Here is a 14,442-nt window from a genome sequence, read left to right as displayed (position 1 = left end):
TCAAATTTTCATCCCTGCTGAGATGCAGTGAACTGGAGACATATTCAATGAGACTTGCTCATAAGCGTAAAGTGCAAATGAAATTGCAAAAACGCATTAAAGCGACAGTAGCAAACATTGCTGCAGTACAAAAAGCAGCGAAGCCTGTTGCTGAAAAAGCAGCACCTTCTGTTACTGAGAAAGCTGTTGCGGAGAAAGTAGTAGCTGAGAAGAAAGTAGCTGTAGCGAAAACAGTAGAAGTTGCGCTAACTCCAAAACAGCAACAAGTGCTAGATATTGTTGTCGCAAATGCGGACGGTATTAACCCTAAAGGCATCGGCCTTGCTGCAGGTCAAGAAGACACTAAAGCAGCATCATGGGCAACTGGCGCTCTGAAGAAGCTTCTTGAAGAAAACCTAGTTCAAAAAGAGCAATTGGCAGGTAACAAAGTTATCTATAAAGCGATTTAGTTTTAAGTCGTCGATCTTATTAAGATACCGCTCTCTAATACCCCGACCATCGTCGGGGTATTTTTTTACCGAGCGACCTAAAGTCCCGTTACCTTCGTATTTCTGTTCCTTCTTCGGTAAGTCTAGCAACGTTAAATTGGCAATTGTCACAATTCTTTAAGTAATTTGTAAATTTTTTGGGAAGATAACACTTACGTAGTTTTCAGCTTTTAACCGCTTTAAAATCATCTTAAGTTACTGTTTTATTGTGTATTGAAATTTTGGTTGGTGAATGACCTACGTATAAATACGTACTACCAATAGCTAGTGTATGAGGAATAAGCACTAAAAATTGCGTGTTCCTGCCGATTTCAGAATCAACATTATTGATACATCTTTAGCATCAAGTTACGCCCTGTAACTCAAATGATGCTGCGTTATTTTAAGAGGACAACTTTAGAAAAGCACATTGTTCGTTACTTGGTGTAATACAAATCCTTGTGAAATGGATGATAACAATAACCTTGGTGACAAAGGACGTGAACGATGAGTTTGATCCAAAAATCTCTTAAAAGAGTGCTGAAAACTACCGCTGTGGTTGCCGCGATGGCATTTGCCGCAACTTCTGTAAATGCTGCAGAGAAAGTCTACCGCCTGAAACTTGCAGAAACATGGGGACCTAACTTTCCTATCTTCGGCGATACCACGAAAAATATGGCTAAAATGGCAGAAGAAATGTCAAACGGTCGTCTACAAATCCGTATTGACTCAGCGAACAAACACAAAGCACCTTTTGGTGTGTTTGACATGGTCAAATCAGGTCAATACGACTTAGGCCATTCAGCGTCTTATTACTGGAAAGGCAAAGTCCCTAACACACTCTACTTTACTTCAATGCCTTTCGGTATGTTGCCTACAGAACAGTATGCTTGGTTCTACTACGGTGGTGGTATGGAACTGATGGAAAAAGTGTACGCTCCTCATAACCTGATGTCCTTCCCTGGTGGTAACACTGATACTCAAATGGGGGGGTGGTTTCAAAAAGAAATCAAAACATTGGATGACCTTCAAGGTCTGAAAATGCGTATCCCTGGATTTGCCGGAGAAATCTTGGCCGAATTGGGCGCAAAACCAACCAATATTGCTCCGGGCGAGCTCTACACCTCTCTTGAGCGTCGCACCATTGATGCACTTGAGTGGGTTGGTCCTTCTCTAGACCTTCGCATGGGCTTTCACAAAATTGCACCTTACTACTACACAGGTTGGCATGAGCCTGCGACAGAGCTTCAGTTCCTAGTCAACAAGCGTACTTGGGAAAAGCTACCTGATGATCTGAAAGCGATTTTAAAAGTAGCAATGAAAGCATCCGCTTACGATATGTACACCCAGTCTAAACACGAAAGTGGAAAAAACTGGGCGACGATTAAGTCAGAATACCCGAACGTAGAAGTAAAAGACTTCCCACCTGAAGTTATGGCGGCAATGAAAGAAGCGAATGATCGTCTTCTGAAAAAACACGCAGAAGAAGATGCTTTAGCCAAAGAGATACAAGAGTCTCAGGCTGCCTACATGGAGCAAGTTCGTCAATGGACTAACATCTCACAACGAGCGTATCTAAACAGTCAAACTGACTAATACGTGAGTAGGCTGCCCAAGCCTGCGTGGTTTGGGCGGCCAGTGAAGCCCAAGAAAAACGCATAATAAAATGCTCCGCGTTTTAGCGGAGCTCAACCATACGTTCCACGGAGTCAGGAATGAGAAGCCTTATTTATATTGAGCGGATGTTTAACCGCTTCAGTGATTTTTTGGGGTGGTTGTCCAGCATCCTCTTCATCTTACTGCTACTGAATGTGGTATACGACGTTGTCATGCGCTACGTGTTCAACGATGTTTCGATCGCCTTTCAGGAAATGGAATGGCACCTGTTTGCCTCAGTCTTTCTGCTGGGTGTACCTTACGCCATCAAATCTGGCGGTCACGTTCGAGTCGACATCTTCTATGAACGGTTGTCTTACAAAGCGCAATCGATCATCGACATGATAGGCACGTTACTTTTCCTACTTCCTTTTTGCTTATTGGTCGCTTGGTTTGGTATTGACTTTGCCAAAGAAAGTTACGCGTTAGGGGAAACATCTGGAGACCCTGGTGGTTTGCCTTATCGTTGGATCATCAAGGCAATGATCCCATTATCGTTCTTTTTCATGGCGGTGAGTGGTATCGGTTTGCTACTGCACTCAATCAATAAAATCGTTAATCCTTATCTTATCTATGCCGGCAAAAGCGGTAAGTCGTAAAAGGAAGTTATTATGATCGGTATAGTCATGTTTTTTGTAGCGTTATTTGCGCTACTTCTGGGTTTCCCTGTTGCTTTTACATTTGGCGGCATTGCGCTGATTTTTGGTGTTTGGGCGGAAGGCATAGAAATGTTTGCCTTTATGCCATACCGTATTCAATCGATTATGCAAAATACGGTGCTAATGGCCGTGCCACTATTTGTGTTTATGGGGCTTGTCCTACAAAAAACAAAGCTCGCAGAGCAGTTATTAGAATCAATGGGGCGCCTGTTTGGTGGGGTTCGTGGTGGTATCGCGATCTCTACGGTATTAGTCGGTGCATTACTTGCCGCATCGACAGGTGTTGTTGGCGCATCAGTGGTAGCGATGGGACTGATCTCACTGCCAGTGATGTTAAAGTACAATTATGACAAAGGCCTAGCGTGTGGCACCATCTGTGCGTCAGGTACGTTAGGACAAATCATTCCTCCTTCCATCGTGCTGATCCTGTTGGGGGATGTATTAGGAGTGCCTGTCGGTGACCTATTCCAAGCGGCAATATGGCCGGGTATTACTTTGGTGGCTGCGTACGTAATATATATCCTTATTTACGCAAAATTGAATCCGGGCGCGGCTCAGCCTATTGAGCGTGATGAATTTGTTAGCCGCAAAGAAGAAGTCATTAGTGCACTAAAAGCGGTGCTGCCGCCACTAGCCCTAATCATTGTGGTATTAGGTTCTATTTTCGCAGGTGTTGCCACGCCAACAGAATCGGCGGCATTGGGTGGTGCAGGCGCGATTGTCCTTGCTGTGTTGTACAAGCAGTTTAGTTGGACGATGGTTTATGATGCTTCGAAAGAGACGGTAAAAGTCACTGCAATGGTATTTGCCATATTACTTGGCGCGACCGCCTTCTCTATGGCCTTTACTTACACTGGTGGTGATTACTTAGTAGAAGAGTGGATGCTGAATATTCCGGGCGAAAAATGGGGCTTCCTAATCATCACCATGCTTGTCATTTTGATTCTGGGTTTCTTTATCGATTTCGTCGAAATCTGTTTCATTATCGTTCCTATCCTTGCGCCAGTCGCTGAGCTGCTAGGTATTAATATGACGTGGTTTGCGATTTTGGTTGCAATGAACTTACAGACCTCTTTTCTAACCCCACCTTTTGGTTTTAGTTTGTTCTACTTAAAAGGGGTTGCGCCAACTGGTGTAACAACACGGGATATCTATAAGGGTGTGATGCCGTTTATCGCTATTCAAATAGTCGTACTTGCGTCACTTTTGTTCTTCCCTAGCTTTTACGGTATGGGCTAAAAGGAGGTTTTGTGACCTGAGAGATTCCACCTTTTGAAACATGTTGTTAAGCTGCCTATACCCATTACAGTAAGTGGTCAGAAGCAGCATAGAAAAAATGCTTGAGGATAAGGCACAATTTTTCGATAAGTAGTTATTCTACAGTCAAAAATTGTAACGCAGTTATCGAGTATTTTGACAAGCTAGAATGACCAGTTATTTACTACGATTGGTATTATACGTTGACGCTTGGAGCAGCGTTTCATGGAGGGAAGGGATGCCTCTCAAAGCAAAGTTAATTCTGCTGACACTGATACCTGTGGTATTGGTGTCAGCCAGTATCAGTTGGATTTCTATCTATCAGGCTAAGACCCTTGGTCAGCGAGAAGTGGAGCTTTTCCACCAAAACCTCATTCAGTCAAAAGAAGCCGCGCTAAAGGATACCGTTGACGTTGCTTTTGACGCCATCATCCACATCTATAATGACACAACGATTGAAGAAGACGTTGCCAAAGCCCGTGTAAAAGCGATTTTAAACCACTTATCCTATGGTTCTGATGGGTATTTCTTTGCTTACGATAAACATGGCACTAACCTTGTCCACCCAGCGCAACCTGATTTAGTCGGGAAGAACCTCCTTGGCCTCCAAGATGAAAATGGCGATCGGCTCATTGAGGCACTGTTATATCAAGCGCAAACCGGTGGTGGTTTTCACCAATATTTATGGCAAAAACCTTCGACGGGCGAGGTCGTCCCAAAGCTTAGCTATGCTGGTTGGTTAGAGAAGTGGGAGTGGATGGTAGGTACTGGGTTGTACATTGAAGACGTTAGCCTGGAAGTGGCCAATATGCGCGCGGCAGTGAACAAAAATATCGAAACTACATTCTTTTCGGTTGTTGTGATTCTGGTCGTGACAGTTGCAGTGATCATTGTATTAACCCTTGCTATTAACTTGCACGAACATCGCCTTGCAGATAAACATCTGAAAGAGTTAGCTTATAAAACCGTGATGTTTCAGGAAGATGAAAAAAAACATTTGGCGCGAGAGCTTCATGATGGCATCAATCAGTTGTTGGTCTCTAGCAAATGCCATTTAGATCTGATGAGTCATCGTTTGGAAGATGAAAACCTCAAGCAGCACTTAGATAAATCTCAGCGCTCGTTGGTTACCGCCATCAATGAAGTTCGGCATATTTCCCATCAGTTGAGGCCAAGTGCATTGGACGATATTGGTTTGGAGGCAGCCCTCACCACTTTACTACAGGATTTTCACTCTCACTCCGGGATTGATATTGATAGTCACTTTGATACCCAAAAGCAAAAACTGACTTCGGAAGTTGCCACCACCTTATACCGAGTTGCTCAGGAGTCATTGAACAACATCGAAAAGCACGCGAAAGCGAAAAAAGTGACGGTTATTTTGCAAAAAATGGGCGATATGCTGCAATTACTAATACGTGACGATGGTATTGGATTTGTTGTCAACCAAGCGGTCCACCGTCAAGGGATTGGGCTGCGAAACATGCAGGAGCGTGTTGAGTTTATTGGTGGTGAATTTGAGCTGATGAGCGAGCTTGGTCTGGGGACGGAAATTACCGTGCTGCTAAATTTGGATGAAGGTGTTTATGGATAAACCGATTAGTGTGTTGATTGTCGATGATCATCAGGTGGTTTTAGATGGTTTTATGGCACGGCTGGAGTTAGAACCGGATATTGAAGTCATCGGTACGGCCAGTAACGGCTTAGAAGCAATAGAAGTAGCCAAACATCTTCATCCAGATGTGATACTTATGGATATCAGTATGCCAATAATGAACGGCATTGAGGCAACGGGAATCATCAAAGAGGAAGTGCCTGAGAGCCGAATTCTGATGTTAACCATGCATGATAATCGTGAGTACATCATGAAAGTGATGCAAGCGGGGGCAGTTGGTTACATGTTGAAAGAGATTTCTGCAGAGAAAATGGTTCAGGCCATCAAAACTGTTAACCAGGGTTCCACCTATTTTTGTGAGTCCGTCACCCAGACGTTGTTCACCCAAGATATTATGCCTATCAATCAAAGGCCCAACCCACTTAGCCGGAGGGAGGAAGCGGTACTCAAACTCGTCGCACAGGGGAATAGCAGCAAAAAAATCGCCACATTACTCAGCATCAGTTACAGAACAGTTGAAACACATCGTCACAATATTAAGCACAAATTGGATCTGCACTCGACTGCTGAGTTAGCCAAATATGCATATGAGACAGGACTTACAAAATAACGCAGTGCCCGCGTCAGGCGAGCACTGGCAGAGAGGATTACTCTGCTTTGGGAATTGTACCGGTGATGCTACCAATCTCAAGCATTGGGGCAACGTCAATATCTTCTGCATTCATCATGGTCGAAATACGCTGCACTGAAGACAATAACAGGGTTTGTTCCCACTCCTCCAGTTTCTGGAATCGATTAATGAAATGCTCTTGCAGCGGGGTAGGTGCTTGCTTTAACACTTCTTGTCCCTTTTCTGTCAGTACTGCGTGCACTTTACGCTTATCTTCCACGCTACGACGACGCTCTACAAACTGATTTCGCTCTAATCGATCGAGAATGGTTGTCGCCGTTGCTTGACTCATATTGGTATGGCTAGACAACTGTTTGATCGTTACGTTATCTAGCTCGTTGATAGCACGCATTAAAATCAGCTGAGGTGCAGTCAGACCAGACTCTTTACTCAGCTTTTTAGAGTGTAAATCAATAGCGCGGATGATCTGACGAATCGAGACCAATACTTCTTCGTACTTTTCCAATTTTTTTCATCCAGTCTGTAGGAACATTTAACGAGGCGACACTAACTCAAATGCTTTGTTATTTAAAGGGGTGAGTAAAAAAATTCCCTTGATTGGTTTTCTGCACTTGTTTGATTGCTCAAATTTCTATTTTTCGATTAGTGCAAGTGACATATCACGCCCCAGAATTATTATAGCAACAATTGTTTGTGGTCTAACTATTAATGCAGCATGTTGCACTATTTTGGTCAGAAATCTCTGATTAAAAGGTAATAAATGTGGATTTCTTATGAAAATTCTAGACAAAAAGACCTCAAATGTTAGGATTTTAGGCCTTCGTAGAATGTAAAACGTATCGTGTTCGAACGATTTTTGTTTGGTGCGTAAAGATTACAAAAATAAAGAGAGGAACGATGACAAAAGGTATAGATAAGTACAGTATCGATAGTACAGACTATACGGTAGGTCAGGATAACGTTCAAAAATGGGGGTTTGACGTACATAACCCTGTTTTTGGGATTAGTGCGGGTTTAATTGCGCTGTTTCTTGTTGCTGCATTAGTTCTAGATACACACACAGCTAAGACGGTACTTGATGGAATCAAATGGCAAATCATTGGTTCATTTGATTGGCTATTCATTATTTCAGGCAATATTTTCGTTATATTCTGCCTAGCACTGATAGTGTCCCCGATGGGGAAAATCCGTCTCGGCGGTAAAGACGCAGTTTCCGATTACTCGTTCTTATCGTGGCTAGCTATGTTGTTTGCTGCCGGTATGGGTATTGGTCTCATGTTCTGGAGTGTTGCAGAACCGGTTGCTTACTTCACTGGGTGGTATGAAACACCGTTAGGTGTCGAAGCTAACACGCCTGAAGCGGCGAGGTTGGCATTGGGTGCAACGATGTTCCACTGGGGTCTGCACCCATGGGCAATTTACGGTATTGTTGCGCTTTCCTTAGCTTTTTTCTCATACAATAAAGGGCTTCCACTGTCGATGCGCTCAATCTTTTACCCATTACTGGGTGACCGAGCGTGGGGCTGGGCAGGTCATGTTGTTGATATTTTAGCGGTACTGGCGACACTGTTTGGTCTGGCGACATCACTGGGTCTTGGGGCACAGCAAGCCGCAAGTGGTATTCAGCATGTGTTTGGTATCGAGGCTGGTATTGGGTTGCAGGTGATCGTGATCACTGTGGTGACATTACTTGCTGTGGTATCGGTTGTTCGTGGTATTGATGGCGGAGTAAAAGTCATCAGTAACATCAACATGATTGTCGCTTTCTTACTGCTTATTCTTGTCGCTTTGATTGGTTGGGCGGCTAGCTTAGGTTCCATTCCTACGACATTTATGGCATACGCAGAAAACATCATTCCCCTAAGTAACCCTTTTGGTCGTACTGATGAAGCGTGGTTCCAAGGTTGGACTGTATTCTACTGGGCTTGGTGGATTTCTTGGTCACCATTCGTAGGTATGTTTATCGCGCGTGTTTCCCGTGGTCGTACGGTACGAGAGTTCATTACAGCAGTTCTGCTTGTTCCAACCGGAGTAACGGTTATTTGGATGTCTGTATTTGGTGGTCTGGCTATCGAACAGGTGGTTGACAAAGTGGGTGAACTAGGTGCCAATGGTCTGACTGACGTGTCGCTTGCCATGTTCCAAATGTTTGATTCACTACCATATGGGAACATCCTGTCGTTTATTGCTATCGTTCTGGTTTTGGTGTTCTTTATTACCTCTTCAGATTCAGGCTCATTGGTAATCGACAGCATCACGGCAGGTGGTAAAGTTGACGCACCAGTGCCACAGCGTATTTTCTGGGCATTGATGGAAGGTGCAATCGCTGTTGCATTACTTTGGATTGGTGGTTCGGAAGCCGTTCAGGCTCTACAAGCCGGTGCTATCTCCACGGCATTACCATTCACTATCATCTTGCTTGCGATGTGTGTGAGCTTATTGATGGGTATGAGAACCGAGCGTCAATAATCTAAATAAAATATTACGTTTTAAAAGCCAGCTTAGCTGGCTTTTTTTGTGCTGTTTTTCTGGCGATAGACAAAAGAATGACACTGTTAAATCTCATATCTTACAATAAGTTAGCATTGTATTTGATTGTTTGAAACTTGGTGATTAGTACCAAGAAAGAGTGTAATATTTACGCTTTCTAGGTTGTCCTCCCAAATCAAATAAAAAATATGAAACTTTCACTAAAACAAAAACTTATCGGCGCGAGTCTTTCGGCTGTTGTTATCATGGCAGCAGCACTGACTTGGTTGTCGGCTGGTCAATTGTTTGATCAGACTTCTGCAGGTGTCTATTCAAGAGCACAAAGCCTGAGTACCGTTGCATCGGAAGGGATTTCTGACTGGATTACGATCCGCAAAGAAATTGCTACAGCGTTTAACGATTACTCGACCGAACAAGACGTTGTTCCTTTCCTACAGCAAGCACGCAAAGCTGGTGGCTTTGATGATATTTTCCTTGGTACGCCAAGAGGAGAAATGTACCGTTCTCACCCAGAGCGGAATCGAGCTGATTATGATCCGCGAACTCGTCCTTGGTATAAAGATGCCAATGTCGCGGGTAAGCAGATCATCACTGAGGCTTATCAAGATGCGATTACCAATGCACTTTTGGTCACTATTGCTGAGCCAATCATGAAGAATGGTCAGTTTATCGGGGTCGTCGGGGCCGATGTTCTAATTGATCAGCTGATCAGTGATGTGATTAACTTAGATGCTGGCAAGAATGCCAACGCTATGTTGATTGATATGAACGAAGGAACTTTTCTTGCACACCCTGAGAAAAGCTTAACGTTAAAGCCAATTACCAGTTTATCAAAAGACTTTTCACGCCAGGCGATCGAACGCGCTGCTGACGAAGGTAAAATTGAAAGTACAACGATCAATGGGGTAGAGAAACTCTACTTCTTTCATAAAGTATCAGGAACGAACTGGATGTTTGCCATTGAGATGGATCGAGCGACGGAAGAAGCGGGCAACGCCGTGTTGTTGCGCGATTTGCTGATCACCGCAGTGATGATTACGATAGCGGTAATTGTTGCGGTCTCTTGGTTAGTCGGCTTCTTGTTCCGTGACCTAAACAGAGTATCTCATGCACTGGAAGAGATTGCTTCTGGTGAAGGTGACTTGACTCAGCGTCTTGAACCACGCAGTGACGATGAAGTTGGTAAACTGGCAGAAAACTTTAACCGTTTTGTCGGTAACATGCATACCATGGTGACCACACTAAGCCATGTCTCTTCATCACTGTCTGAACAAGCACGTACCACGGCTCAGCAAGCAGAAGAACGTAGTCAGCGTATTTCTTATCAGCAAGATGAAATCAACATGGTAGCTACTGCTGTTAATGAAATGGCGGCGGCTACGCAAGAAATTGCGGGCAATGCAGAAAGTACGGCGAGCAATTCGGAAGAGGCGGTAGGTGCTTGTGCTCACGGCTCTAGCCAAGTTTCGCAGACACAAACCTCGATCCAGAATCTAGCCAAAGAAGTGCAAGTAGCGACTGATGTAATTCAGGATTTGGAAGCACACGGCAATAGCATCAATACGATTTTATCGACCATTCAAGATATCGCTGAACAAACAAACTTGCTGGCACTTAATGCGGCTATTGAAGCGGCGCGAGCTGGTGAGCAAGGACGTGGCTTTGCGGTGGTTGCCGATGAAGTTCGTGTATTGAGCCAACGTACACATGCTTCAACAAAAGAAATTCAAGAAACCATCGAGATGCTTCAGGGTACAACGAAGAAAGCGGTCGGAATCATGGGTGACAGCCGTCTTCTGGCTGATACCAGCGTTGATGATGCGAACTCAGCAGCGGCGAGTCTGACTCAAATTCACAGTGCGGTAGAGCAAATCAACGATATGGCAACGCAGATAGCGTCTGCAGCTGAAGAACAAGCGTCGGTAACGACAGAGATTACTCGTAACACCGAAGGCATTCGTGATGTTTCTAACGAGCTTTCAGCTGAAGCACATCAGGCAGCAGAGCAGGCCGCTTATTTGTCCGAGCTGTCACATGAGCTTGAGCAGGAGATCAAACGCTTTAAGCTGTAACTCTCGAAATATAGAGTTCGCGTTAAATTAAAAAGGAGCCGTTGGCTCCTTTTTAATTTACTGGTTGTATGACTAAAGCCAGAATTCGCTGATTGTTTGACTCTCATCGTAATGGTGCGCGATTTGTGCCTGAAGCAGTTCAGCGGTTGCTATCGCATCAGTCAGAGCATGATGAGGGGTATAGTCCGGTAAGCCATAGCGGCGTCGTGATTGAGCTAATCGCAACGATTCGGGCTTTTTGCCTTTTAGCGTTTCCCACAGGCTTCCCGGTCGTTTTTTTTGAATGTCTTCTTCGATTTGAAAAGTATCCAATACCGGGAACTCAATACCTTCACCGATGCGAACTCGCAGTCCTTTATCGAGAAACTCTCGTTCTATGCGACGGTAATGCACCACAACGATCTTACCGCTTAAACAGGGTAACAGCTCATCGAGAATATCCCCTAAATCAGGCGCATCAATAAGCTCGCTATGAGTAATGCCGTGAATGATAACAGAGTCTTCATCCAGCTTTTGTTTAGGTCTTACTTTCCAATGACGTGCATTTCGCAAAAAGATACGCTTCAGGTTAAAAGGGACCAGCCCAATAGTAATGATGTCGTTCTTATCAGGATCTAAGCCAGTGGTTTCTAAATCCAGTGCGACAAACTCAACTTCTGAAATCGGCGTATCCGGCGCTGGTAACTCAGTGCCGTAAAAGGCTATCAGGTTTTCATCCGTCGCCATCTCAACTTTTTGTTTAAACTTCGAGTGCCATTGAATAGTCGGCTTTTGAAAGAGCTTTTTTAACATGTTAAGCCTCACTTAAAGCTCTTGTTTGCTTGATAGCGAAACTTAAGGAAGTTTTGGCCATTACTCAGGATTTGGAAAGCATCCTTAAGGTTTCTACGCTCAAAGTCCGACAGATTTTCTGGTTCAATATTGTTGTCTGGCTCAATGCCCATTTCAACATCGTACGCTTGATGGCGAATCCGAACCATGGAGATGAACTCTAACGCATCTTTTAAATCTTGAGCGCGACCTTTTGGCAAAATACCTGCGTCAATAATGTCATCAAGACGTTCAAAAGAGTTCTGTGTACGAGACCCAACGGCCAGTGCATGCACCCTGATCAAATCGACCAGAGGGGCTGTCCCACGACGTTTAAGGTTGATTGAGTTTTTATGCTGTCCATCTTTTTCAACCACAAAGCTCTTAAAGAACCCGAGTGGAGGCGTTCGGTTTAGCGCGTTACGTGCAAGACAAGCCAAGAAGCGATTGTTTTTACGTGCACGACGAACGATAAAGCTAGTTAACTGCTCTGCCCATTTTAGTCGCCCGTACACGCCGTCTAAATCGAAGAAGATGGATGCGTTGAGCAATGCTTTCGGGTTTGGATCGTCGATCCAGTCAGCGAAACACTCCTCCCATTGTGAACGTGTCATCCTCCACATTGGGTTGGTCGCCATGATGTCGCCTGTACAATATTTGTAGCCACAGGCATCTAAGCCATCGCTGACAAACTGTGCTAGTTCCTCAAAATATTTACCATGTTTTGTTTCTTGATAGCTCTCGTCGAGAATGATGGCATTGTCCTGATCAGTAACCAAAAGTTGCTCATCACGCCCCATTGAGCCGAGTGCGAGAAAACAGTAAGGGACTGGTGGCGGACCTAACTTTTCTTCGGCCATTTCCAGTAAGCGTTGTTTGAAGCTTCGACCAATTACGGACATAGCACTTCCGACCATGTGAGAATTGGCGTCTTCGTTTACCAAACGAACAAAACTGCTTTTCACTTCTTCAGCAACTGCCGCCAGTTCTTCGATGGTATGCTGGTGGAAAATACTGCTTACAAGCAGTAATGAGTTTTGCGATTCGTAGCGAACAATATCTGTTGTTTCAATGATACCGATTGGCTGTTGATCTTTCACCACAGGGAGGTGGTGTACGTTATAACGCAACATTTTAAGCATGGCTTCATAGATGTAAGCGTTATGATCGAGTGAGATAACTTCGGTAGTCATTACCGTCGCCACATCTTCTTGTGGAGATAAACCCTCGGCCAGTACACGCGCACACAAGTCTCTGTCGGTGACAATGCCTAATACTGGCGACTGAGGGTCGTCTTCGTCTCGTACAAAATCTGGATCAATAATAAGCAGAGACGAGACGTTATCTTCCGCCATAATTTTTGCCGCTTCTTGAATCGACTGCCCACGCTCGATCGTTGGAGTGTCACGCGTTAGCAAAGTCTTCACTTTGGAAGTCGTGAGATCATTGGCTTCTTTATTTTCAGAGATAGCCATGCGCAGTCGCGCGCTGTTTTCTACTTCGACAAAGTCAGCGAATGAGTCGTAGGTATCGTACATCTCCTGGAAAACGTCGCCAGGGATACAGTAGATCAGGGCATCATCGATCGCTTTTACAGGAAAACGAACTTTATTATTGGTAAGCAAGCCCATTTGACCAAAGAGGTCGCCTTCATCTAGTCTGCTATAAAGTTCACCTTTGCGTCGGTAAACTTCAACGACACCACTTCTCACCACGAAGAGTTCTTGAACTTCATCTCCAAAGTGGATAATCGGAGTATCTTCTCGATAATACGAAATTTCGACACTCTCGGTGACTTTGCTTAGCGCTTCTTCTGGGAGTTCGTTAAAAGGGGGGTACTTGGCGAGAAAGTTATAAATCTCGAGAAGTTCTGCATCCATAAGGTTGCCTTTTGATTTTCAAGTAATAAAGTAATCTTAACTTAGTTTTAAAACAGAGTCTTACTCGTTTGTCGTTTTGAGCACTTAATCATAAGATTCCGACTTGTAACAAGACAATGGTAACGTCGTTCGGCTAATATCGTGGATGTTGAATGAGTAAAATTGGGTTACGAAAACATCTATTGATTCTCATGAAAGGAAATTGAATGTTGAGAAGTTTATTACTTGTGCCGCTATGTTTTTTTTCTGCACTTAGCTGTGCTTCAGAGGCGGAACAAGCGGACAAATTTGGTTATGAACACATTTATCTAAACGTTGGTGCAGGGACAACCAACGAAGATTGGTTAGAAAATGCTAATGTTACGACGATTGATTTTGGTGGTAACTATTTGCTCACGGACAACTGGCTGTTTAATGCAGACTATTCCGCCCAGTTTTTTCACCCAGACACTTATACGCTGCGCATCGATCGTTTAACGTTTGGTGGTGGTTACCGATATGGCATAACTCAACAACTCGACCTTTACGGTGTTTATCGTTTGGGTGCAATTAAGGCAAAAGCAACGGATGACGATACGGATAAAACACTGGTATCCGAATCGGAATTCCTACACGCGGCTGTATTTGGCTTTAACTACCTGTTGAGTGAAACGCTGACTGTTAATGCTGAGATTGAAGCCAATCGCAGCGATATTGTTGACGAAAACAAATATAAAATTGGTTTCAACTATCAGTGGCATGATGTTATTGGTAGCGGTATTTACTACCAATACCGAGATACGGACTACTCGGGAGCCAGCTCCGATTACATCAACGAGGTGGGCTTAAGTCTTAAGTTTGTTTACTAATCCGGCATCATTCAGGAAAACAAAAAAGGTCAGCAAGTGCTGACCTTTATTTATTTA

The 14,442-nt window shown here is 44.1% G+C and carries 12 protein-coding genes; 9 read left to right on the top strand and 3 right to left on the bottom strand.

The features are described from left to right. Positions 1-47 precede the first annotated feature (47 nt). The 6 genes from L3V31_RS11115 (at position 48) to L3V31_RS11090 (ending at position 6,264) form a co-directional block, all read left to right on the top strand. Positions 48-449 (top strand): hypothetical protein, encoded by a 402-nt coding sequence (locus tag L3V31_RS11115; RefSeq protein WP_014232370.1) that lies wholly within the window; start codon positions 48-50, stop codon positions 447-449. Positions 450-974: 525 nt separating this feature from the next. Continuing rightward, entirely contained in the window at positions 975-2,063 is a 1,089-nt protein-coding gene (locus L3V31_RS11110) for a TRAP transporter substrate-binding protein (RefSeq protein WP_237316119.1), read from the top strand. Between the two features lie 119 nt (positions 2,064-2,182). Beyond that, the gene (locus tag L3V31_RS11105) at positions 2,183-2,722 is read left to right on the top strand and encodes a TRAP transporter small permease subunit (protein ID WP_237316118.1); all 540 of its coding nucleotides are present in this window, start codon (positions 2,183-2,185) and stop codon (positions 2,720-2,722) included. 12 nt (positions 2,723-2,734) lie between these two features. Next, positions 2,735-4,021 carry a TRAP transporter large permease subunit gene (locus tag L3V31_RS11100; protein WP_237316117.1) on the top strand — a complete coding sequence of 429 codons (1,287 nt, stop codon included), beginning with the start codon at positions 2,735-2,737 and terminating at the stop codon, positions 4,019-4,021. Positions 4,022-4,277: 256 nt separating this feature from the next. Then, entirely contained in the window at positions 4,278-5,633 is a 1,356-nt protein-coding gene (locus tag L3V31_RS11095) for a cache domain-containing protein (RefSeq protein WP_237316116.1), read from the top strand. Then, on the top strand, positions 5,626-6,264 hold the full coding sequence (locus L3V31_RS11090) for a response regulator transcription factor (RefSeq protein WP_237316115.1): 639 nt from the start codon (positions 5,626-5,628) through the stop codon (positions 6,262-6,264). Before L3V31_RS11095 ends, L3V31_RS11090 begins: the two co-directional genes overlap by 8 nt. A gap of 37 nt (positions 6,265-6,301) precedes the next feature. On the opposite strand, the gene cosR is transcribed toward L3V31_RS11090, so the two are convergent. Continuing rightward, positions 6,302-6,790: a MarR family transcriptional regulator CosR gene (gene cosR, locus L3V31_RS11085; RefSeq protein ID WP_237316114.1), complete on the bottom strand. Its 489-nt coding sequence runs from the start codon at positions 6,788-6,790 to the stop codon at positions 6,302-6,304. A gap of 392 nt (positions 6,791-7,182) precedes the next feature. Between cosR and L3V31_RS11080 the strand changes: the two genes are divergently transcribed. Both L3V31_RS11080 and L3V31_RS11075 read left to right on the top strand, forming a co-directional pair. After that, positions 7,183-8,754 carry a BCCT family transporter gene (locus L3V31_RS11080; RefSeq protein ID WP_237316113.1) on the top strand — a complete coding sequence of 524 codons (1,572 nt, stop codon included), beginning with the start codon at positions 7,183-7,185 and terminating at the stop codon, positions 8,752-8,754. A gap of 209 nt (positions 8,755-8,963) precedes the next feature. Then, complete coding sequence (locus tag L3V31_RS11075; RefSeq protein ID WP_237316112.1) at positions 8,964-10,847, top strand: methyl-accepting chemotaxis protein; 1,884 nt, start codon at positions 8,964-8,966, stop codon at positions 10,845-10,847. Between the two features lie 72 nt (positions 10,848-10,919). Here the strand turns inward: L3V31_RS11075 and L3V31_RS11070 are convergent, their stop codons facing one another. Then, positions 10,920-11,639, bottom strand: a complete 720-nt coding sequence (locus L3V31_RS11070; RefSeq protein WP_237316111.1) for a 3'-5' exonuclease — start codon at positions 11,637-11,639, stop codon at positions 10,920-10,922. Between the two features lie 8 nt (positions 11,640-11,647). Further along, complete coding sequence (locus L3V31_RS11065) at positions 11,648-13,537, bottom strand: DUF294 nucleotidyltransferase-like domain-containing protein (RefSeq protein ID WP_237316110.1); 1,890 nt, start codon at positions 13,535-13,537, stop codon at positions 11,648-11,650. A gap of 206 nt (positions 13,538-13,743) precedes the next feature. Here L3V31_RS11065 and L3V31_RS11060 point away from each other — a divergent pair, with 206 nt between their 5' ends. Then, positions 13,744-14,385 carry an outer membrane beta-barrel protein gene (locus L3V31_RS11060; RefSeq protein WP_237316109.1) on the top strand — a complete coding sequence of 214 codons (642 nt, stop codon included), beginning with the start codon at positions 13,744-13,746 and terminating at the stop codon, positions 14,383-14,385. Positions 14,386-14,442 lie beyond the last annotated feature (57 nt).

Source organism: Vibrio sp. J1-1 (genome assembly GCF_021728395.1).
Lineage (GTDB): Bacteria > Pseudomonadota > Gammaproteobacteria > Enterobacterales > Vibrionaceae > Vibrio.
This window is presented reverse-complemented; position numbering and strand designations above follow the sequence as displayed.

Coding starts and splice junctions, on each gene's coding strand:
- L3V31_RS11115 (WP_014232370.1), top strand. CDS start 48: ATGAGACTTGCTCATAAGCGTAAAGTGCAAATGAAATTGCAAAAACGC.
- L3V31_RS11110 (WP_237316119.1), top strand. CDS start 975: ATGAGTTTGATCCAAAAATCTCTTAAAAGAGTGCTGAAAACTACCGCT.
- L3V31_RS11105 (WP_237316118.1), top strand. CDS start 2,183: ATGAGAAGCCTTATTTATATTGAGCGGATGTTTAACCGCTTCAGTGAT.
- L3V31_RS11100 (WP_237316117.1), top strand. CDS start 2,735: ATGATCGGTATAGTCATGTTTTTTGTAGCGTTATTTGCGCTACTTCTG.
- L3V31_RS11095 (WP_237316116.1), top strand. CDS start 4,278: ATGCCTCTCAAAGCAAAGTTAATTCTGCTGACACTGATACCTGTGGTA.
- L3V31_RS11090 (WP_237316115.1), top strand. CDS start 5,626: ATGGATAAACCGATTAGTGTGTTGATTGTCGATGATCATCAGGTGGTT.
- L3V31_RS11080 (WP_237316113.1), top strand. CDS start 7,183: ATGACAAAAGGTATAGATAAGTACAGTATCGATAGTACAGACTATACG.
- L3V31_RS11075 (WP_237316112.1), top strand. CDS start 8,964: ATGAAACTTTCACTAAAACAAAAACTTATCGGCGCGAGTCTTTCGGCT.
- L3V31_RS11070 (WP_237316111.1), bottom strand. CDS start 11,639: ATGTTAAAAAAGCTCTTTCAAAAGCCGACTATTCAATGGCACTCGAAG.
- L3V31_RS11065 (WP_237316110.1), bottom strand. CDS start 13,537: ATGGATGCAGAACTTCTCGAGATTTATAACTTTCTCGCCAAGTACCCC.
- L3V31_RS11060 (WP_237316109.1), top strand. CDS start 13,744: ATGTTGAGAAGTTTATTACTTGTGCCGCTATGTTTTTTTTCTGCACTT.